13 protein-coding genes are annotated in these 20,812 nt (G+C 67.0%); 3 read left to right on the forward strand and 10 right to left on the reverse strand.

All coding sequences use genetic code 11. The annotated features are described in order from the left end of the window. The first annotated feature begins 107 nt into the window (after positions 1 to 107). The gene (locus tag ASE90_RS06265; RefSeq protein WP_055997844.1) at positions 108 to 3,755 is read left to right on the forward strand and encodes a lamin tail domain-containing protein; all 3,648 of its coding nucleotides are present in this window, start codon (positions 108 to 110) and stop codon (positions 3,753 to 3,755) included. 46 nt (positions 3,756 to 3,801) lie between these two features. On the opposite strand, the gene ASE90_RS06270 is transcribed toward ASE90_RS06265, so the two are convergent. From ASE90_RS06270 to ASE90_RS06280, 3 genes are all read right to left on the reverse strand, one after another. Next, positions 3,802 to 4,740: a glycerophosphodiester phosphodiesterase family protein gene (locus ASE90_RS06270; RefSeq protein WP_055997847.1), complete on the reverse strand. Its 939-nt coding sequence runs from the start codon at positions 4,738 to 4,740 to the stop codon at positions 3,802 to 3,804. Next, positions 4,734 to 7,247 (reverse strand): TonB-dependent receptor, encoded by a 2,514-nt coding sequence (locus ASE90_RS06275; RefSeq protein WP_055997850.1) that lies wholly within the window; start codon positions 7,245 to 7,247, stop codon positions 4,734 to 4,736. The genes ASE90_RS06270 and ASE90_RS06275 overlap by 7 nt, the downstream gene beginning before the upstream one ends. 75 nt (positions 7,248 to 7,322) lie before the next feature. Then, positions 7,323 to 8,465 carry an ROK family transcriptional regulator gene (locus ASE90_RS06280; protein ID WP_082449628.1) on the reverse strand — a complete coding sequence of 381 codons (1,143 nt, stop codon included), beginning with the start codon at positions 8,463 to 8,465 and terminating at the stop codon, positions 7,323 to 7,325. 65 nt (positions 8,466 to 8,530) lie between these two features. On the opposite strand from ASE90_RS06280, the gene ASE90_RS06285 reads away from it, so the two are divergent. Continuing rightward, positions 8,531 to 9,790: an MFS transporter gene (locus ASE90_RS06285; protein ID WP_055997853.1), complete on the forward strand. Its 1,260-nt coding sequence runs from the start codon at positions 8,531 to 8,533 to the stop codon at positions 9,788 to 9,790. A 23-nt stretch (positions 9,791 to 9,813) separates the two neighbouring features. On the opposite strand, the gene ASE90_RS06290 is transcribed toward ASE90_RS06285, so the two are convergent. The 7 genes from ASE90_RS06290 to ASE90_RS06320 all read right to left on the reverse strand — a co-directional run bounded on the left by ASE90_RS06290 (position 9,814) and on the right by ASE90_RS06320 (position 18,641). Beyond that, positions 9,814 to 10,500 (reverse strand): response regulator transcription factor, encoded by a 687-nt coding sequence (locus ASE90_RS06290; protein ID WP_055997856.1) that lies wholly within the window; start codon positions 10,498 to 10,500, stop codon positions 9,814 to 9,816. Continuing rightward, positions 10,490 to 13,162: a sensor histidine kinase gene (locus ASE90_RS06295; RefSeq protein ID WP_055997859.1), complete on the reverse strand. Its 2,673-nt coding sequence runs from the start codon at positions 13,160 to 13,162 to the stop codon at positions 10,490 to 10,492. Before ASE90_RS06295 ends, ASE90_RS06290 begins: the two co-directional genes overlap by 11 nt. A 26-nt stretch (positions 13,163 to 13,188) precedes the next feature. Next, on the reverse strand, positions 13,189 to 13,785 hold the full coding sequence (kdpC, locus tag ASE90_RS06300) for a potassium-transporting ATPase subunit KdpC (RefSeq protein WP_055997862.1): 597 nt from the start codon (positions 13,783 to 13,785) through the stop codon (positions 13,189 to 13,191). A gap of 11 nt (positions 13,786 to 13,796) precedes the next feature. Beyond that, positions 13,797 to 15,830, reverse strand: a complete 2,034-nt coding sequence (gene kdpB / locus ASE90_RS06305; protein WP_055997865.1) for a potassium-transporting ATPase subunit KdpB — start codon at positions 15,828 to 15,830, stop codon at positions 13,797 to 13,799. Between the two features lie 13 nt (positions 15,831 to 15,843). Next, on the reverse strand, positions 15,844 to 17,547 hold the full coding sequence (gene kdpA, locus ASE90_RS06310) for a potassium-transporting ATPase subunit KdpA (RefSeq protein WP_055997866.1): 1,704 nt from the start codon (positions 17,545 to 17,547) through the stop codon (positions 15,844 to 15,846). 13 nt (positions 17,548 to 17,560) lie between these two features. Beyond that, the gene (locus tag ASE90_RS06315; RefSeq protein WP_055997869.1) at positions 17,561 to 17,650 is read right to left on the reverse strand and encodes a potassium-transporting ATPase subunit F; all 90 of its coding nucleotides are present in this window, start codon (positions 17,648 to 17,650) and stop codon (positions 17,561 to 17,563) included. A 112-nt stretch (positions 17,651 to 17,762) separates the two neighbouring features. Beyond that, entirely contained in the window at positions 17,763 to 18,641 is an 879-nt protein-coding gene (locus ASE90_RS06320) for a TorF family putative porin (protein WP_055997872.1), read from the reverse strand. A gap of 223 nt (positions 18,642 to 18,864) precedes the next feature. Between ASE90_RS06320 and ASE90_RS06325 the strand changes: the two genes are divergently transcribed. Then, positions 18,865 to 20,790, forward strand: a complete 1,926-nt coding sequence (locus ASE90_RS06325; RefSeq protein ID WP_055997875.1) for a S9 family peptidase — start codon at positions 18,865 to 18,867, stop codon at positions 20,788 to 20,790. Positions 20,791 to 20,812: the final 22 nt, after the last annotated feature.

Consider the following 20,812-nt stretch of genomic DNA (forward strand, 5'->3'; position numbering starts at 1 on the left):
CTGTCACGCAGCCGCAACGAAGCCGTAATCCATCTGCCATGCGCACCGGGCAACCTGCTGCGCGAAGGCGGCCGGGGTCGCACCATCGCATGCGGGGACTATCGGGTATGGATCTGTCAAAATATGTCCGGATCGGACGCTATGACCTGCCCGAACCCACCCGCACCACCGCCCCCGCCGGCAACGTGCTGGGACAGGAAGCCTCGGGCGTCGCCTATAACTGGGACACCGATACGTTGTTCATCATCGGCGACGGCGGGCGTTCGATCACCGAGGTGAGCAAGTCGGGCAAGCTGGTCAGCACGATGACGCTGGGTGCCGGCAACAGTCCGCAGGGGACTGCCTTCTACGATCCCGAAGGCATCACCTATATCGGCAACGGCCAGTTCGTGTTCACCGAGGAACGCGATCGCAACGCCGTGCTCATCACCTATGAAGCGGGCGCGACCAAGGCGCGCGCCGATGCGCAGGTCGTCAACCTCGGCACCTTCGTCAACAATATCGGTCTGGAGGGTCTAAGCTACGACCCGCTGACCAAGGGCTTCATCTTCGTCAAGGAAGCCGGACCGATCGGCGTGTTCCAGACGACGCTCGACTTCGCCGACAATACCGCCAGCAACGGGTCGGCAAAGACCGAAAATTCGACGAACCTGTTCGATCCGGCGCTGCTCGGCCTGTCCGACGTCGCCGATGTGTTCGCGCTGTCGAACATTCCATCGCTGGCCGGCACCGCCGAAGCGGACAACCTCCTCATCATCAGCCAGGAAGAGGGCAAGATCGTGAAGGTCGATCGCGCCGGCAACATCCTGAGCGAACTGGTCATCCAGACCGATGCCGGCAATCCGCTGGGCGTCGCCGATCAGCAGCATGAGGGGATCACCGTCGACCGCAACGGCTTCCTCTACGTCGTCAACGAAAATGGCGGCGGCGATGCCGATCATCCGCAACTCTGGGTCTATGCCCCGGCCGACTTCCCCAATGCCGCGCCGAGCGCGATCACCCTCGGCAACGCCCTGCCCGCGATCGAGGAAAACAGCGGCACCGCCCGCCGGGTGAAAGTCGCCGACGTGCTGGTCACCGACGACGGCATCGGCGTGAACCAGCTCGCCGTCACCGGGGCCGACGCCGCCTTCTTCGAAGTCGATTCGACCGGCCTGTATCTGAAGACCGGCACGAAACTCGATTACGAGACCAAAACCAGCTACGCGGTCACCGTCACCGTCGATGATCCCAATGTCGGCGGCGCGGTCGATGCCAGCGTCGATCATGTGCTGAACGTCACCGACATCGCCAACGAAGTCGTCAAACCGACGCTGTTCATCTCCGAAATCGCGCCATGGTCGAGCAGCAACAGCCCGGTCACCGCCGACTGGTTCGAGGTCACCAATAACGGCGACGTCGCGATCGACCTCACCGGGTGGAAGGTCGACGATAATTCGGCGCAGTTCAGCAACGCCCGCGCACTGACCGGCATCGCCCGAATCGGCGCCGGCGAATCGGTCATCTTCTTCGAAACCGCCGATCTGGCCGCGACGCAGGCGGCGTTCGTCGATGCATGGTTCGGGGGCAAGGCCCCGGCAGGACTGCAATTCGGTGCCTATACCGGGTCGGGCGTCGGCCTGAGCAGCAACGGCGATCAGGTCAATCTCTACGACACGAGCGGCGAAGTGCGCGCCAGCGTCAGCTTCGGCGCATCGCCCGCCGCCAGCCCGTTCGCGACCTTCAACAACGCCGCCGCGATCAACAATGGCGACGTCACCAGGCTGAGCGAGACCGGCCAAAATGGCGCGGTCGCGGTCGGCAGCGGGACCACCGCCGCGATCGGTTCGCCCGGCACGGTCGGCAAGCTGTTCGTATCGGAAGTCGCGCCATGGGCCAGCGGCGACAGCCCGGTCGGGGCCGACTGGTTCGAAGTCACCAATTCGACCGGTCTCGCCATCGACCTGACCGGGTGGAAGGTCGACGACAATTCGCAATCGCCGATCGCCGCCGTCGCCCTGACCGGCATCGATCAGATCGCGGCCGGGGAATCGGTCCTCTTCGTTAATGGCGGCGCGATCGAGGTTCAGGCGTTCGTCACGACGTGGTTCGGCGGCACGCTGCCCGGCGGCGTCCGGATCGGGACCTTTACCGGATCGGGCATCGGGCTGAGCACCGGCGGCGATCAGGTCAATCTCTACGACGCCGGCAATATGCTGCGCGCCAGCGTCAGCTTCGGCCAGTCGACCGGCCGTCCGTCGCTCGCGACGTTCGACAACGCCGCCGGCCTGACCGGCCCGATCGCGCAGACCAGCACCATCGGCACCAACGGTGCCTATCAGGTGACGACCGTCAACGGCACCGAAACCGGATCGCCCGGATCGATCCGCACGGTGATCGACGACGGCAACGCCGCGCCGACCGCCATCGCGCTCGCCAACGCGCTGGGCGGCATCGACGAAAACACCGGCACGCTGACCCGGATCAAGGTCGCCGACATCGCCATCACCGACGATGGACGCGGCACCAATGCGCTGGGGCTGACCGGCAGCGACGCGGCCTTTTTCGAAGTCGACGCCAATGGCCTGTACCTGAAGGCTGGCACCAGTCTCGATTACGAAGCCAAGACCAGCTACGTGGTAACCGTCACCGTCGACGATCCGACCGTCGGTGCGACGCCCGACGCCACCACCGAGTATGTCCTGAACGTCCGCGACATCGCCAACGAAGGCACCGGCCCGGCGATCCGCATCACCGAAGTCGCCCCATGGGCCAGCGGCGACAGCCCGGTACGCGCCGACTGGTTCGAACTTACGAACTTTTCGGATGCCGCGGTCGATATCGCCGGGTGGCGCGTCGACGATGATTCGAACAGCTTCGCCGCGTCGGTCGCACTGGGCGGCGTGACCGGCATCGCCGCCGGCCAGTCGGTGATCTTCCTCCAGACCACCGACCTTGCCGCGACGGTAAAGACCTTCGTCGATACGTGGTTCGGCGGACAGGCACCGGCCGGGCTGACCTTTGGCAGCTATACCGGATCGGGTATCGGATTGAGCGGAGGGGGCGATGCGGTCGTCCTGTTCGACGCCGCCGGGCGGGTCGCGGCCAACGTCACCTTCGGCGCGTCGACCGGTGTGCCCGCGCTGGCGACGTTCGACAATGCGGCGGGACTGAACAACGCACGACTGACGACGATCGCCACCGCCGGCATCGACGGCGCGTTCACCGTTCCCGGCAGCACCGGAAACAGCGAAACCGGATCGCCGGGTTACATCGCGCCATCGCAGATCGTCGGCGGGGCCGGTAACGACGTGCTGAACGGCACCGTCCTTGCCGACCGGATGATGGGCGGCGGGGGCAACGACACGCTGTCGGGCATTGCCGGCAACGACCGTCTGATCGGCGGGGCCGGATCGGACACGATGCGCGGCGGCGCGGGGGCCGATGCGTTCTTCTTCGCGATCGGCGACAACAGTCTGACGCGGGCCCGGGCACAGACGCTCGACCGCATCCTCGACTTCTCGGCGCAGGACGTGCTGGTCACCGACGTCGCGCTGTTCGATAGCGACGACAACGGCATCGTCACCTTCGGCCGCAACAAGGTGCTCGACCTGACCGGCGGCGGCCAGGTCAACATCATCGGCGACAACGGCAAGCGCATCCTCGCGCTCGAGTTCGACGGCATCTGGCGCGACGAAGCGACCGGCATCGACCAGTATGTCTATAGCCTGGTCGGGTCCGCCGCCGGGGTCGGCACCCTCGACCTGACCGCCTGACGCATCGCCGGGTATCGGAAGCACGCGCCGCCGATCCCCCGGTTCCTTACCGTCGGGCGCGCGACTGCCGCCAGACCAGCAGCGCGTCGACCGCATCGGTCTGGATCAGGCGGACGCCGCTATCCGCCAGTCGTCCCCAGACCGCTTCGGGATCGCGCGCCGCGACCGCATCGCCGCCCAGCCCGGTCACGAACCCTTCGAACAGGGTGTTGACCCAGACGGCCATGCCCGCTTGCCGGGCAGCGGCGACGCTGGCCGGCAAGGTCGCGAGCGGCATCCGCGGCAGTTCGACCGCGATCGGACGGCGCCGCGCCCCCACCTGCTGCCGGATGATCGCCGGCACATCGGCGGCGGCCGGATCGCCGGTGATCGGGATCGGCGCGAACGGCACCCGGTCATAGGGCGGCATGGCGGCCAGTGGCGGCGAACCGATCCCGGCAAAGGTCTTGACGATCACCCGGTCGGCCGCACCCGCACGCACGACCGCGTCGACAACCTCGCCATAGATCGCGTCCTTCACGTCGAGGTTCAGGACGATCCGCCCCTTGGCCAACGCCAGCAGTTCGTCGAGGGTCGGCACCCGTTCGTCGGTGAGCGCCGTTCCCGCCCCGCCTTCGTCGTCGCGCAGGCGCAACGCGCGGATCTGCGCAAGGGTCAGGTCGGCGACCTTTCCCGTGCCATCGGTCGTCCGGTCGACGCTGTCGTCATGGACCATGACCAGATAGCCATCGCGGGTGCGGCGCACGTCGGTTTCCATCACCTCGACGCCCAGCGCCGCACAGCGTAGCAGCCCGGCGCGCGAATTTTCGGGAAGGGTCCCGTCCATCCCGCGCGTCGGCGCGGCGGCATGACAGCCACGATGGGCGATGGCGATGATGCCACCCTTGGGATCGGCGATCCGACGCATCGTATCGACCGGCCCCGCCTGTGCCGCCGAAGCGACGACACAGGCAAGGACGGTGGCGAGCAGCGGACGGATCACCATTTGCGGCTCACGATCAGGCGGAAGTTGCGCCCGAACAGCGGCCGACCGAAGATCGCGGTCGGTACGCCCTGCCCGAACCGGTCGCCTGCGGTATTGCCTTCGGTAAAGCCATGCGCGTTGGTGATGTTGTCGCCCACGATCTGGACCTGCCAGTCGCCGTTGCTGACCGTCCCGCCCAACCCGAACGCGCCATAAGCGGGCAGCGCGGTGCTGTTGAAGAAGTCGGTATAGCGCCGGCCGACATAGTCATAGCGTCCATAGACGCTGACCGCCGCGCCGCCGAGGTCGAGATCGACGGTCGGCCGTACGTTCAGGAACAACTTCGGTTCGCGGATGATCTGCTTGCCGCTCGCCCGGCTGCCATCGGCGCCGGTATTGCTGCTGAAGTTCAGATAGCGCGGGTCCTGGAACGTCACCGACCCGGCGAGCGAGAAGGAGCCGGTCAGGCGCAGCTGCCCATCGGCCTCCAGCCCCTTGGTCTCGGCGGTGCCGATGAAGTTCGTCACTTGGTCCGCGCGGCCCGTCGCCGGGTTGAACGCGGCGAAGCTGGCGTTCAGCGGATCGAACCGGGTGTAGAAGCCGGTGACGTAGAGGTAGGAGCGCCCGGCGGCGAACTTCACGCCCGCCTCGTACAGCTTGGCCTTGGTCGCGACGATCGCCGCCACCGGATAGTTCAGCGCGATGGTGGTGTTGGGCGGCACCTCCAGCTGCGATGCGCGGAGATACGCGCCGATATTGCCGGTCGCGTCGTAATTGGCCCCGACTGTCCAGTTGGTCGCCTGCTGCTTCAGCCGCAACGTACCGATCGCGCCGGTGAACCCGCGCGTGGCATTGTCGGCCAGCGTGGTGGTGTCGCCCAGATTATAGCTCGACGTCAGCCGGCCGAACCCGTCATAGCTATACCATTCGTGGCGCAGGCCGGCATCGATCCGCAGCCGGTCGGTCACGTCCCACGTGTCGGTGCCGTACAGCGCGACCAGCTGTCCGTCGGTCGCACCGCCGCCCAGCGTCGCGGCATTGGCCAGCGCGCCATTGTCGGTGACATAGCCCAGCACCGCGCCCGTCGCGCTATAGGCGGCAAGGTCCAGCGTGCGCGGCCGCGACTTCACCTCGACCAGCAGATTCTGGTACGCGTTGAACGTCTTCTGACCCCAGAAAGAGGTATAGACTCCGGCGCGCAGATCATGCGCGCCGATCGCGGTTTCCAGCTTGCGCGTGACCGACAGGTCGCCCTGCGTCGAATGGAAATCCGTTTCGACCGAACGATATTGCGCCTGCATTACCAGCCCGGAATCCGCGGCGGGGTTATAGGCGGTCTGCCCGCCCGTACCGGCGACGCTGTAGCCGAGGCGGCTGACGTTCGCACCGAATGCGGTGGTCGCCGCTGCGCGGAAATTATTGGCGAACGTCGTCGCATCGACCGGGTTCGACGTCGAATAGAAGGCGTCGAAATGCAACTTGCCCTGCGTGACGCCACCCTTGGCCGACACGTGCCAGTCGCCGAAATCGCCTTCGTAATTCAGCGCGACGTTCCCGAATTGCAGATGCCGCCCATTGGCCAGATCGCCGCGCTGGTTCTGCAACACGCCGGCGCCATCGCGATATTTGATGTTCACCTGCCGCAGCGACGGGCTGTTCAGCGTGCCGGTGAAATAGTCGATATACTTGTTGAGGCTGACCGACGGATCGCGCGGATCGGCGGTCGGGATCGACAGATAAAACAGGTTGTGGTCGTTGGTGTACTGCCCCGACAGCTTCACGAACCCGTTGGCCAGATCATGGCGGATATTGGCGCGGATCTGCCCGCCGCGATCGGACGGAAAGCCGGAGTCGCGATAGCCGTCATGATGGCGCAGGAAGCCGCCGATGGCGTAATAGATGTCCTTCGAGATCGGTCCCGCCTGATAGGCATCGAGCCGGTACAACCCGGTATCGCCCAGCGTCAGCTGCGCCTTGCCGCGCGTCGTCGCGCTGCCTGTCACGGTGATGACGTTGGCGATCGCGGCGGCGGTGCTGGCATAAATCGGTGCCGGACCGCCACGAACGACCTCGATCCGGTCGGTCATCAGGTCGAGCCGGTTCATGCCGTCACCCTGATTGAAGAAAAAGCCGTCCAGTTCCTGGAACAGCGGCAACCCGTCCTGCTGATAATAGAGGAAACCGCGATCGGTCGGGATGCCGCGCACGCGGGTGATGTTCTGCACCTCGCCGCCGGTCGCCTCGGCATGGATGCCCGGCAACGTCCCGATCAGGTCGGTCGTGCTCTTGGGCGCGATCTTCTGGATATCGGTCTGGCTTAGCGAATTGACCGCATAGGATACGTCGAAGCGGCGCTGCTGCCGCGCCGATCCGGTAACGATGATGTCCGATGCCGGTGCGTCCGTGGATTCCACGGTTTCGGCAGTCGGCGTCGTATCGCGCGCGGTCTGCGTGGTTTGGGCGATGGCCGGACTGGCGATGGCAAGCAGCGCGACGTACGCGACGCCGCCCAGGAATTTGGTGTGCATGGATGGAAGCCCCCTGTGGTTTCGTTGAGGAGCCCTTGGCGGCACTGCGTGACAGTTTTATTTGCTTACACGCAATTAAATCACAGCCTGGTGGGACGTGATCGAGTGGATCGGAATCATCGCCGCGCCGATGACCACCGCCTTGCTGCCGATGGTGGACGCGAGCACGGGCGGCAAGGTCGCCCGATACTTGTCGCCGCGACGGCGGCCGATCGCGTCCAGCCCGTCGGCGATGCGCCGCAGTAGCGGCAGCGGCAATGCGCCCGACACGATGATCGCGCCGGGATCGAGCCAGACGATGCCGCTCAGCACGGCCAGGTCCAGCTGCTCGATCACCCGGTCGGTCCAGCGGTCGATGATCGCACGATGCGTCGCCATCAATCCGTCGATGTCGGCCAGCGAATCGACCTCGACCCCCTCGGCGCGCAGGGTCCGCAGCAGGTCGATGCCCGATGGCCGGTCGCCATGACCGGGAAACAGCCGCCCGACCTCACCGGCATTGCCATGTTCGCCGAGGAACAGGTCGCGCTCGGCGATCAATCCGCCGCCGACGCCATGCCCCAGAAACAGGGTCAGGACCGATCGATAGCGACCGATGATACCGTCCTGATAATATTCGGCCAGCCCGGCGACGCTGGCGTCGTTCTCGATCCACACCGGCATGCCCAGCACGTCGCCGATGATCTCGGCCAGCGGCACGTCGTCCCATCCCGCGACGCGGTCGACGACGGCGCGACGATTGCGGTCGCCCGACAGGGCATAGCCCGGAACGGCGACCCCCATGCCCAGAAACTGGCCGCGCATGAAACCGTGCGCCGCCGCCAGCGCCTGCAACCGCGCCTCGACGGCGCGGGCGAACACGCGGGGGTCGGGACTGTCGAATGGCGTCGTATCGTGTACCAGCGGCCAGCCGCGAAAATCGACCAGCACCAGCTCCAGCCAACCGGGATGCGGTGTCGCACCGATCGCCCAGCCGCCGCCTCCCGATACGGTCAGCGGCACCAACGGCCGCCCCCGCGCCACCGCTTCGGGGGATTCGCGTTCCTCGATCAAGCCGAGCGCCAGCAGCGATTGGGTCAGCCGGGTCACCGTCGCGCCGTTCATCCCCAGCACCTCCGCCAGTCGCGTCCGCGGGGCGTTCCCCTCGATCCGCAGCTGGATCAGGACCCGGCGTTGCGGTTCGCTGAGCGGGATGGGCGGGCGGTGCGGACGCGACATGATGCGGATGATATAGTTGCGACGTGTCAAATAAATGAAATCGCCGCCGCCTATGCGCAGCCACCATGCCCTCCCCTGCCGATCCCGTCCCGACTTCACTGCCGACCCGGATCGGCTACAGCATCGGCAATCTGGGCAAGAGCGTCGTCTGGACCAGTTTCGAAAACTTCATGTTGTTCTATCTGGTGACGATCGCCGGATTGCCGCCGATGCTGGCGGGCGGATTGCTGGCGGCGGCGATGCTGTGGGACGGGCTGTTCGATCTCGGTATCGCCTTGTGGGCCGATGCCCATGGTAGCGGCGACCGGCTGGGGCGGCTAATCGTGATCGGCGTGCCGATGTGCGCGACCGGTTTCTACCTGTTGTTCACGCTCGACCGGCCGGGGGCGATCGCGGCGGCAATCTTTCTGTGCCGGGTCGGCTATTCACTATGCGATGTCGGCCATAACACGCTGCTGGTGCGCGTCGCCCGGACACCGGGCGATGCGTCGTCGGTATCGGGCTATCGACTGATCTTCAGTGCATGCGGTGCCGGGCTGGTGGCGCTTGCGTCGACCTGGAGCCTTGCCCCGTCCGACGCGGCGGCGCGGCAGGATGCGTTCGCCACCAGCGCGCTGATGGGCGGGCTGTTGTACGCGGCGACACTCGCCATCGCCGTCATTGCGACCCGGCATCTGGGAGGACCAACCGGGCAGCGCCAGCCACTGTCGCCGCGCGACCGGTTGCGCGGATTGTGGCGGCACGAAGCGTTCCGCCGAACGCTGCTGGTCGCGGCGATCCAGGCGGGGATCGTGCCGCTGTTCCTGCGGACGCTGCCCTTTTTCGGACAGGCTGTGCATCACGATGCGGGCTGGGCCGGACCCGCGCTGGCGACGATCACGCTGGGTCAGGCGCTGTCGCTGCCGGGCTGGATGGCGCTGTCCCGCCGCGTGTCGCCGATCGCGATCTCGCGGATCGGGCATGGCACGACCATCGTTGCGATGGCAGGGCTGGCGATCGGGTCGCGTGGGCCGATCGGCACCGCCATGCTCCTGTTGCTCGGCAGCGCGCTTGCCGCGATGAATCTGGCGATATGGGCGATGCTCGCGCTTGCGGCGCAACGGTCGGAGACCAACGAGGCGACCCCGGTCGGCCTGTTCCTGACCGCCCTGAAATCGGCTGCCGCGCTCGGGAATCTGGCGTCCGGCGCGCTGGTCGCCATGGCGCCTCCGCAATCGTCGGACAGCTGGTCGACCTTTACCTTCGGAGCGCTGCTGTTTCCGGTGGCCGGATGTGTCCTGACATTGCTGCTGTTACGCCCGCGCGCGTCTACCGCCGCAACTTGAGAAGATTCACCGACAGGCCGGCGTCAATGGTCGGCGCGTAGCCGATATCCGACGCCGAGCTCGTTGGCGATGACACTGCCCACCGGTCCCGGGGCTTCGAGTTTTTGGCGCAGGTTGCGGATGACGATGCGCAAATATTCGACGCGCGGTTCCTCCTCCGCGCCCCAGCATGCCGCCAGCACCCGCTCATGCGTCACGACGCGGCCGATATGCCGCGCCAGCATGCCGAGCACGTCATGCTCCTTCCGGGTGAGGTGCAGCTCCTCCTCGCCCCGACGAACGATCCGCCGATCGAGATCGATGCTGAGGTCGCCGCGGCGGACGATCTTCTGCGTGGCGGGCGACACCCCCTGATGACGCAGTGCGACCCGCAGCCGGGCGAGCAGTTCGTCGGTATCGAACGGCTTCGTCACGAAATCGTCCGCGCCGAGATCGAGCGCGGTCACCTTCTCGTCGGTCGCGTCGCGCGCCGACACGACGAGGATCACGATATCGCCCTGCGCGCGCAGCTGCGGGATGATGCTCAGCCCGTCGCGATCGGGAAGGCCGAGATCGAGCAGGACGGCGCTGGGATGCTCGACCGCCGCCTGCCGCAGCGCACCCCTGGCATCTTCCGCCTCGACCACCGCATATTCGGCCCGCAACAGCGTGTTGCGGAGCAACCGGCGGATCGCCGCGTCGTCGTCCACGACGAGAATCTTAGCCGGCATGGCGAGGGGCGCCTTCGGTCGCGTGCGGTTGGACGATCAGGGCGGGCGGAAACACCAGTGCGAAGGCGGCACCGGTGCCGTCGGGGCGGTTTGAGGCTTCGACGGTCATGCCCATCGCCTCCGCGAACGCCTTGACGATGGCGAGCCCGAGGCCGGTCCCGCCGATCGCGCGATCGGACCCCTCCAGACGTTTGAACATTTCGAACACCTCGCGCTCACGACCCGGCGGCAATCCCGGCCCGTGATCAAGAACCGCGAGCCGCAGCTCGCCATACCGGTTTCGACCCTCGATCACGATGTCCGTCCCCGGTTCGCCATATCGGCCGGCATTGTCGAGCAGGTTCAGCAGGCAGTGATGGAGCAGCTGCGGATCGGCACGCACCAGCGGCAGGTCGGGCGGAACGTCCAGACGCACCGCATGTCCCTCCAGCGCGCGTCGCGCATCGTGCGCAGCCCCGGTGACCGCATCGCTCAGGTCGGTCGCCTCGATATTCAGTTTCAGCGCCCCCGCCTCGACCCGGGCCATGTCGAGCAGGTTGGCGACGAAGCGGTTGAGCCGCTGCGCCTCGCTCTCGATCGTACCGATCAGTTCGGGCGTGACCCCGTGATGCAGTTCGGCCGCGGCGGCGATCACCGCGGTCAGCGGCGTGCGCAGATCGTGGCTGACCGAGGATAGCAGCGCGGCGCGAAGCCGGTCACGGGTGCGGACCACATCGACGTCGCGCATCTCGGCCTGAAGCCGCAGCCGTTCGAGCACCAGCGCGGACTGGTCGATCAGGCTGCCGAGCAGCGGCAACTGATCGGCGCGCACCGGGCTGCCGGCCTTGTCGCTGGCGACGCCCAGCACACCGAGGACCCGGTCGCCCGCCTTCATCGGCTGGAACAGCCATTCCGAGGCGGCAAGCGTCCCCGATCCCTTGCCCGCCGGGCTGCCGGTGTCGAAGGCCCAGCTGGCCGCGGCATTGTCCATCGTGTCGAGGCGATAGGCCGGGTCGCTGGCCGCGATGATGTCGAGCGCCGCGCCATGCCCACGGCCGAGCAGCACCACCTGTACGTCGAGCAGCCGGCGGACATCGTCACAGATCATCTGGGCGGCGACATCGCGGTCGTTGACCCCGGCGATCTGGCGCAGGAAGCCGGCCAGCGTCGCGTTGGTCCGCGCGCTGGCGGTGGCCAGATCGGCCTGCGCGCGCACCCGCGCGGTCAGCTGGCTGGTCGCGATGGCGATGCCGAGCAGCACGATTATCGAAATCAGGTTTTCGGGATTGCTGACCGTCAGCGTCCCGGTCGGCGGCAGGAAGAAGAAGTTATAGGCGAGGCTGGAGGCGATGCCCGCGTACAGCCCGGTCCGCAGGCCATAGAGGCTCGCCGCCGCCATCACAGGCAGCAAATAAAGCAGCGCCACGTTGCCGAGGTCGAGGATCTGGAACAGCGCGCTGGCAAGGCCGGTGATCGCCGCGACCATCACGCTGGTGATCGCATAGCCGGCGGGCGTACCCCATTGTCCCGGACGTCGCTGGATGCGCTGCCGGCCCGACGGCGCGGTCGGCATCGGCAGCACGTGAACGGTGACGCCGGGGGTATCGCGCACCAGCCGGTCGACGACCGACCCATGGCGAAGCTCGAACCAGCGCGAGCGGTCCGCCTTGCCCAGCACCAGCTGGGTGGCGCGCAGGTCGAGCAGCACGGACTGGATGCCGGCCACGACATTCTCGGCGGGCACGGTCGCGACCGCGCCGCCGAGTTGCGTCGCCAGCGTCATCGTCGCCGCGATCCGGGCGTGCTGTTCGTCGGTGAAGTGCGCGGCGCGCGGCGTTTCGATGAACACCGCGGTCCATGGTCCACGCAACCCATCGGCGACCCGCTTGGCGGCACGCACCAGCGCGTCGCACCCCGGCAGCTCGCTGATCGCGACGACGATACGGTCGCCCCCGGCCCAAGTACCGCCGAGCCCGAGGGAACGGACATCGTCCAGCATCCGGGCATCGACGGCCTGCGCCGCCCGGCGAAGCGCCAGTTCGCGCAACGCGGACAGGTTCGATTTGGAAAAGAAGTGCCCGAGCGCGCGGCTCGCTTCGGCGGGGAGATAGACTTTCCCTGCTTTCAACCGCTCGATCAGCTCGTCGGGCGGAATGTCGACCACCTCGATCTCGGCGATTTCGAGGATGCGGTCGGGCACCGTCTCGCGCACCCGCACCCGGGTGAAGCTGGCGACGATATCGTTCAGGCTTTCGACGTGCTGGATGTTGACGGTCGAATAGACGTCGATGCCCGCCGCCAGCAGCTCCTCGACATCCTGATAGCGTTTGGGATGACGGCTGCCCGGCGCATTGGTGTGCGCCAGTTCATCGACCAGCGCCAGACGCGGCGCACGGTGCAGGATGGCGTCGATATCCATCTCGCGCAGCGTACGCCCTTCATAGGCCACGTCGCGCCGGGCGACGATCTCATGGCCCCGCAGCAGCGCCCCGGTTTCGGCGCGGCCATGGGTTTCGACGACGCCGATGACGACATCGACCCCGTCGCGCTGCCGCGCTGCCCCTTCGGACAGCATTTCATAGGTCTTGCCGACGCCGGGGGCCGCGCCGAGAAAGATCTTCAGCCGCCCCCTGCCCTCCTGCTCGGCCGCGCGCAGGAGGGCGTCGGGATCGGGACGCGCCATGTCCGGTCCTGATCCCACCACCGGCATCAGCGCGCGGGCGACCGGACCGGCGCGCCGGGGGCCGCATCGAGCGCCTGATTGAGCGCGAGGACGTTGACGCGGGGATCCCCCAGCAGCGCGGTTTCGGTGTTTCCGGTCACGATATTCCGAACGCGATCGGGCGAGATGCCGCGCACGCGCGCGATGCGCGGCACCTGTACCATCGCCGCCGCCGGCGACAGATCGGGGTCCAGCCCCGATCCGCTGGCGGTGACCAGATCGGCGGGCACCGCGCCGGTCAGCCCCTCACCCCGGCGTTTCGCGACATCCGGCGTTACCCGGTCGACCAGCGCCCGGCTCGTCGGGCCGAGGTTCGAACCGGACGAGGCGAGCCCGTCATAGCCCTTGCCGGCCGCCGACGGCCGCGTCTGGAAATAGCGGTCGGCGGTGAAGGCCTGTCCGACGACGGTCGATCCGATGACCCGGCCGGTCGTGTCGCGAACGAGACTGCCATTGGCCTGGCTCGGGAAGATCGCCTGGCCGATACCGGTCATCGCGAGAGGGTATGCCAGCCCGAGCAGCAGCGCGAACAGGATCGTCATGACGATCGCCGGACGCAGCGCGGTAGAAAAATCTTTGCCCATGATATCGATCCTTACGCGAGGCCGAGGCCACCGACCACAAGGTCGATGATCTTGATGCCGACGAACGGGGCGAGAAGCCCCCCCAAACCGTAGATGGCGAGGTTGCGTGCCAATAATGGTCCCGCCGCCATCGGCTTGTATGCCACGCCCTTCAGCGCCAGCGGCACCAGCAGCGGGATGATGACCGCATTGAAGATGATCGCGCTCAGGATCGCCGACTGCGGCGAGCCGAGGCCCATGACGTTCAGCACGCCGAGGCCCGGATAGAGCGCGACGAACATCGCGGGAATGATCGCGAAATATTTCGCCACGTCGTTGGCGACCGAGAAGGTCGTCAGCGCACCGCGCGTCATCAGCAACTGCTTGCCGAGGCCGACGACCTCGATCAGCTTGGTCGGATCGCTGTCGAGGTCGACCATGTTGCCCGCCTCGCGCGCGGCCTGCGTGCCGGTGTTCATCGCCACGCCGACATCGGCCTGCGCAAGGGCGGGCGCGTCGTTGGTGCCGTCGCCGCACATCGCCACCAGCTTGCCGCCCTGCTGTTCCGTGCGGATCAGCGCCAGCTTGTCCTCGGGCGTCGCCTGCGCGAGGAAGTCGTCCACCCCCGCCTCGGCGGCGATGGCAGCGGCGGTCAGCGGGTTGTCGCCGGTGATCATCACCGTGCGGATGCCCATCGTGCGCAGCTCGCCGAAGCGTTCGCGGATACCCGCCTTCACCACGTCCTTCAGGAAGATCGCGCCGAGCAGGCGGCCATCCTTGGCCACCGCCAGCGGGGTACCGCCGGCGCGTGCGATCTCGTCGGTGATGCGGCGCAGTTCGGTTGCCGCCGCCGTCTCGCCCGAACCGGGGTTCGCCTTCAGGATCGAGACGACGGCGCCCTTCTGGATCAGCGTGCCGTCGAAGCGGACGCCCGATACGCGGGTCTGGGCGGTGAACGGGATGACCTCCGCCCCGGCGGGCATCAGCCGTTGCAGATTGAACGCTTCGCGCGCCAGCACCACGATCGAACGGCCTTCGGGCGTTTCGTCCGCAAGGCTGGCGAACAGGGCGGCTTCGGCCAGTTCGGCATCGCTGGTGCCGCCGACCGCCCGGAACTCGCTTGCCTGCCGGTCGCCGATCGTGATCGTGCCGGTCTTGTCGAGCAGCAGGACGTCGATATCCCCCGCCGCCTCGACCGCACGGCCCGACTTCGCAAGCACGTTGAAGCGGACGAGCCGGTCCATGCCCGCAATGCCGATCGCCGACAGCAGCGCCGCGATCGTCGTCGGGATCAGCGTGATGAGCAATGCGGCGAGGATGGCGACGGGGATGCTGCCGCCCGCATAGGCGGCGAAGCCCGGAATGGTGGCGACCGCGATCAGGAAGATGATGGTCAGACCGACGAGCAACAGCGTCAGCGCGATCTCGTTGGGCGTCTTCTGCCGTTCGGCCCCCTCGACCAGCGCGATCATGCGGTCGAGAAAGCCCTTGCCCGGCTCGACCGTCACCTTGACGCGGATCTCGTCGGAAATGACGCGCGTGCCCGCGGTCACGGCCGAGCGATCGCCGCCCGCCTCGCGGATCACCGGTGCGCTTTCACCGGTGATCGCCGCTTCGTTGACCGACGCGACGCCCGATACGACGTCGCCGTCCGACGGGATCAGGTCGTTCGTCTCGACCAGCACGACGTCGCCGACCCTCAGCTGGCTGGCGGGCACCGCGTCATATGCGCGCCCGTCGCCCTTCAGCCGCTTGGCCGTCAGTTCGGCCTTGGTGGCGCGCAGGCTCGCCGCCTGCGCCTTGCCGCGCCCCTCGGCCAGCGCCTCGGCAAAGGTGCCGAACAACACCGTCAGCCACAGCCAGACGACCAGCTGGAGCTTGAATCCGATCGTCAGGCCGTCCTGCACGACGACGAGCAGGACGGTCATCAGCGCCGCGACGACGGCGGTGACGAACATGACCGGGTTACGGACAAGCTCCCTAGGGTTGAGCTTCAGGAACGACGCCTTGATCGCGGGCCCGACAAGGTCGGCTGTGAACAGGCTCTTGGATTGGGTCTTCGCCATGATGGCCCCCGTGTCAGAACAACTGGCCGCGGATCATCGCGAGATGATCGGCGATCGGACCGAGCGCGAGGCTCGGCAGGAAGGTGAGGCCACCCAGAACGAGGATGATGCCCACCAGCAGGCCGACCCACAGGCCGCCCGTCGTCGGGAACGATCCCGCGCTTTCCGGCGTGTATTTCTTCGCCGCGAGGCTGCCGGCGATCGCCAGCATCGGCACGATGACGAAGAAGCGGCCGACCCACATCGCGACCCCCAGCAGCCCGTTGTACCAGGGCGTATTGGCGGTCAGTCCGGCAAAGGCCGAACCGTTGTTCGCGACGGCGGAGGTAAAGGCGTAGAGGATCTCCGAAAAGCCGTGCGGCCCCTTGTTCAGCGGTCCGGCCAGCCCTTGCTCCAGCACCGACGACAGGGCGGTCAGGCCGAGGATCATCAGCGGCAGCACCGCGATGGCGAGGACCGCCAGCTTGACCTCGCGCGCCTCGATCTTCTTGCCGACATATTCGGGCGTGCGGCCGACCATCAGCCCGGCGACGAACACCGCGAGGATGGCGAACAGCAGGAAGCCGTAGATGCCGGCCCCGACGCCGCCGATCACGACCTCGCCCAGCTGCATGTTGAACAGGGGGATCAGTCCGCCCAGCGCCGTGAAGCTGTCATGCATCGCGTTGACCGCCCCGCACGACGCGGCGGTGGTGACGACCGAGAACAGCGCGGAGGCGGCGATGCCGAAGCGCACCTCCTTGCCCTCCATATTGCCGCCCGCGACGCCGATCTGGTGCAGCACCGGGTTACCTACCGCTTCCGCCCAGTAGGTGACGGTCGTGCCGGCGAGGAACAGGATCATCATCGCCGCGAGGATCGCCCAGCCCTGTCGCGGGTTGCCGACCGCCTTGCCGAAGGTCCAGGTCAGCCCGACGCCGATGACGAAGATCGACAGCATCTGGATGAAGTTGGTCAGCGCCGTCGGGTTCTCGAACGGATGCGACGAATTGGCGTTGAAGAAGCCGCCGCCATTGGTGCCGAGCATCTTGATCGCTTCCTGCGACGCGACCGGTCCCAGCAGGATCGACTGGCGCGCGCCCTCCAGCGTCTGCACGTCGACGACCCCGCCCAGCGTCTGCGGCACGCCGCTGGCAATGTAGAAGAGGGTCAGCGCGACGCAGAGCGGCAGCAGCAGATAGAGCGTGATCCGCGTCACATCGGCCCAGAAATTGCCGACCGTCTTCGTTTCCCGCCGCGCGAACCCACGAAACAGCGCAAAGGCCAGCGCGATGCCGGTCGCCGACGACAGGAAGTTGTGGATCGTCAGCCCCAGCATCTGGCTGAGGTTCGACATGGTGCTCTCGCCGCCATAGCTTTGCCAGTTGGTGTTGGCGGTGAAGCTGATCGCGGTGTTGAACGACAGATGCTCGCCGACGCCGGCCAGATGCTGCGGATTGCCCGGCAAGATGCCCTGCAGACGCAGCACCGCATAGGTGAACGCCATGAGGACCGCGTTGAACAGGAGCATGTGCATCGCGTAGCGGCGCCAGCCCTGCTCCTGCGCGGGATCGATACCCGACAACCTGTAGAAGCCCCGCTCGACCGGGCCGAGCAAGAGGTGCAGCGGGGTGCGTCGCCCTTCGTACAGCGCGAACAGCCACAGACCGACCGGCTTGGCGAGTGCCAGCAGGATGCCGGTAAAGGCGATGATCAGGAACCAGCCCTGAAGTGTCATGGTGCCGCCCCTTTCAGAAGCGTTCGGGGCAGATCAGGACGCCCACGAGATAGACGAGAAGGCCAAGCGCGGTCAGCGCCGCCAGCCAGAGATCGAGCGTCATGTCAGCGCTCCCTCACGCATTGTCGCAAAGGCGGACATAGGCGAGCGTCAGCGCCACCAGTCCGACCATGATCGCGACCCAGAGCAGGTCCTGCATCGGTGTTCTCCAAAGCTCAGAAGGCAGCGGTCAGTGCGACCACGACGGTGCCGCCGGCGATGTTGCCGGTGCCGTCCTGACCCTTGCTGAAACTGGGGCGGAGGTACGTCGCCTCGCGGTTCGAAATGTCGGTATCGACATAGCTGACGTTGAACGTCAGGTTCTTGTACGTGGCATCGGCACCCAGCGACCAATCCCAATAGGTGCCGGTGGGCGAAACCGCGGTCGCGTTCGGACCGAGCCCGTCCTGTCCCCAGCTATGGCCGACATGCGCCCGGGCGGTGATCGGCGTACCGGCGAGCGCGAACGCGCCGTCGCCCCACAGATACAGGTTGTCGTCCTTGGCACCGGGATCGGTGTAGGTTCCGGCGGCAGCGGCGACACCGTTGTCGTACGACTTGCCGATGGCCTCCTGCCTCGGCGCATAGGCAGCACCGGCCGTCAGCGTCGCCGGCCCGGCGGTGCCGGTCAGTCTGGCATAGGGTTCGGCGAAATCGGTCTTGTCGGCACCACCCGGATACAGGTACCAAGTCAGCCCGACGTCCAGCGTCGCGGTGTCGGACAGCCTCGCCTTGTACCCGCCGATCAGGTCGAGCTCCATATTGGCCCCGCCGAACGTGCCCCAGCCGGCAAGGTTCGAACCCCATGTTCCGATATACAGGCCGCTGTCGTGCGCGACGGTGATCCCGCCCTGCACCGCCATTTCCTGATCGGACTGCGATACGCCGCGGAACCGGTAATCGGACGCGATCGACGCCGACCCGCTGATCGTGATCGCCGGGGACGATGCGGTCCCGGCTCCCGCTTCCGCGTCGGCGGCGGGTGCCGACTGGGCTTGCGCCGCGGCCGGCAGCGCGAACAGCGCCACGACTGCAGCCGCCTGATAAAACTTCATTCCTGCCATCCCTTTGCGCGGCGAACGTCGCATGACGCTGCCTTCAGGGACGCGCGATTAGGCCCATATCGCGTAGCAATTCGAGAGCGATTCCGGGTAATCGCATAGTGCGCGCATATAGATGTCGCTTTTTCGGTCGGATTGGACGCCACGCGGCGTCCCGGGCGGCGGCGGATCGCCCCCGCCCTTGACCTCGCGGTGCCCGGCGTCCGACACTCATCGAATGATCAAGCCTTTCGTCGCCACCGTCGCGCTGTTCGCCCTCGCCACCGGCACCGCTGCGCAGACCGTGCCCACGCGGCAGGTCGGCACCGCCACCCTGTCGGGCGTGCCCGACATTCCCGCCGATGTGCGCGAGGCGGTGCAGCGCTATCAGAACAGCCGCGCGGCACAGTTCGAAGACTGGCTGCCCGACGGTTCGATGCTGATCGCCACGCGCTTCGGCGCAACCCAGCAACTGCATCATGTCGCGGCCCCCGGCGGCGCACGGACGCAGATCACCTTCGGCGCCGAACCGGTCGCCGCAGCGACGACGATCCCCGGCAGCGATCGGTTCGTGATGACGCGCGACACGGGCGGGGACGAATGGTTTCAGCTGTACACGCGCGGTCTCACCGGTGTCGCGACGCCGCTGACCGAGGCCGGGACGCGCAACCAGTCGCCGGTCTTCAGCAAGGACGGTGCGCTGATGGCATGGGCGCGCGCGACCAGGGGCAGCGCTGCCTATGCGATCCGCGGCATCGATCCGAAGGCGGGCGGGAAACCGCGCACGCTCTACCAGTCCGATGGTGCGGTGGCGCCCGCCGATATCGCGCCCGACGCCGCGCGGCTGATCTTCGTGCGCAGCCTGTCCAACCGCGAGGACCAGCTGTTCGAGCTCGATATCGCGAGCGGCAAGGCAACGCGGATCGCGCCGAAGGCCGCTGCCGCGGTCTATGCCGATCCGCGCTATCTGCCGGGCGGCCGCAAGCTGATCGCCATCTCCGATGCCGGCAGCGACACCCGCCGGCTGGTCGAGATCGATATCGCTAGCGGTGCGCAGACGGTCCTGACCCCGGACCTGAAATGGGATGTGGAAAGCTTCGACCTGACCGAGGACGGTCGCGTGCTGGCCTATGCCGTGAACGAGGACGGCTTCTCACGCATCGTGGTTCAGGATCGCATCACTCGCCGGGCGCTGCCGCAACCGGTGCTGCCGCGCGGGGTGCTGACCGCGCTGAAATTCTCGCCGGATGGCCGGAATCTGGCGATCGGCCTGACCTCGGCAACGTCGGCCGGCGACGTATGGAGTTGGCGGGTGAGCGGCGGCGACCTGACGCGCTGGACGGTGTCGGAACTGGGCGAACTCGATCCCGCCACGCTCGCCGAGCCCGAGCTGGTGCGGTTCACGTCGTTCGACGGCCTGTCCGTCCCCGCATTCGTCTATCGGCCCCGCGGCGTACCGACGGGCACGCGGACGCCGGTCATCATCGACATCCATGGTGGCCCGGAGGCGCAGACGCGTCCGATCTGGAACTATGGCGCGCAATATTTCGCCGATGTGCTGAAGGCGACGGTGATTCTGCCCAACGTCCGTGGCAGCGATGGCTATGGCAAGCGCTACCTGAACCTCGACAATGGCGCGAAGCGCGAGGATTCGGTGAAGGATATCGGGGCGCTGCTCGACTGGATCGGCACGCAGCCCGGCCTCGATGCGGCCCGCGTCGCGGTCTATGGCCAGTCCTATGGCGGCTATATGAGCCTTGCCGTCATGACCAAATATTCCGACCGGCTGGTCGGCGGGGTCGAACGCTACGGCATCAGCAACTGGAACACCTTCCTCCAGAACACCGAAGCCTATCGCCGCGACAATCGCCGCGCCGAATATGGCGATGAGCGCGATCCGGCGATGCGCGCCGTGCTGACGCGGGTGTCGCCGATCACCAATGTCGCGCGGATCACCAAGCCGATGCTGGTGATGCAGGGGGCCAACGACCCGCGCGTGCCACAATCGGAATCGGATCAGGTTGTGGCGCGCCTGCGCGCGAACGGCAACGACACGTGGTATGTGCTGTTCGCCGACGAAGGCCATGGGTTTCTGAAAAAGCCGAACAACGACCTGCGGCGCGAGGTGGAAACGGTGTTCCTGCGACGATTATTCGCGCGGTAGAACGTGGCTGGAGCGTGCCGGC

Origin of the sequence: Sphingomonas sp. Leaf67 (genome assembly GCF_001421965.1) — a bacterium.
Classification (GTDB): domain Bacteria; phylum Pseudomonadota; class Alphaproteobacteria; order Sphingomonadales; family Sphingomonadaceae; genus Sphingomonas.

What these genes read in the sequence shown, in the direction of transcription:
- ASE90_RS06275 (WP_055997850.1), bottom strand. Translation starts at nt 7,247, where the DNA reads ATGCACACCAAATTCCTGGGCGGCGTCGCGTACGTCGCGCTGCTTGCC.
- ASE90_RS06315 (WP_055997869.1), bottom strand. Translation starts at nt 17,650, where the DNA reads ATGACGCTCGATCTCTGGCTGGCGGCGCTGACCGCGCTTGGCCTTCTC.
- kdpC (WP_055997862.1), bottom strand. Translation starts at nt 13,785, where the DNA reads ATGGGCAAAGATTTTTCTACCGCGCTGCGTCCGGCGATCGTCATGACG.
- kdpB (WP_055997865.1), bottom strand. Translation starts at nt 15,830, where the DNA reads ATGGCGAAGACCCAATCCAAGAGCCTGTTCACAGCCGACCTTGTCGGG.
- ASE90_RS06320 (WP_055997872.1), bottom strand. Translation starts at nt 18,641, where the DNA reads ATGAAGTTTTATCAGGCGGCTGCAGTCGTGGCGCTGTTCGCGCTGCCG.
- kdpA (WP_055997866.1), bottom strand. Translation starts at nt 17,547, where the DNA reads ATGACACTTCAGGGCTGGTTCCTGATCATCGCCTTTACCGGCATCCTG.
- ASE90_RS06295 (WP_055997859.1), bottom strand. Translation starts at nt 13,162, where the DNA reads ATGGCGCGTCCCGATCCCGACGCCCTCCTGCGCGCGGCCGAGCAGGAG.
- ASE90_RS06290 (WP_055997856.1), bottom strand. Translation starts at nt 10,500, where the DNA reads ATGCCGGCTAAGATTCTCGTCGTGGACGACGACGCGGCGATCCGCCGG.
- ASE90_RS06270 (WP_055997847.1), bottom strand. Translation starts at nt 4,740, where the DNA reads ATGGTGATCCGTCCGCTGCTCGCCACCGTCCTTGCCTGTGTCGTCGCT.
- ASE90_RS06285 (WP_055997853.1), top strand. Translation starts at nt 8,531, where the DNA reads ATGCCCTCCCCTGCCGATCCCGTCCCGACTTCACTGCCGACCCGGATC.
- ASE90_RS06325 (WP_055997875.1), top strand. Translation starts at nt 18,865, where the DNA reads ATGATCAAGCCTTTCGTCGCCACCGTCGCGCTGTTCGCCCTCGCCACC.
- ASE90_RS06265 (WP_055997844.1), top strand. Translation starts at nt 108, where the DNA reads ATGGATCTGTCAAAATATGTCCGGATCGGACGCTATGACCTGCCCGAA.
- ASE90_RS06280 (WP_082449628.1), bottom strand. Translation starts at nt 8,465, where the DNA reads ATGTCGCGTCCGCACCGCCCGCCCATCCCGCTCAGCGAACCGCAACGC.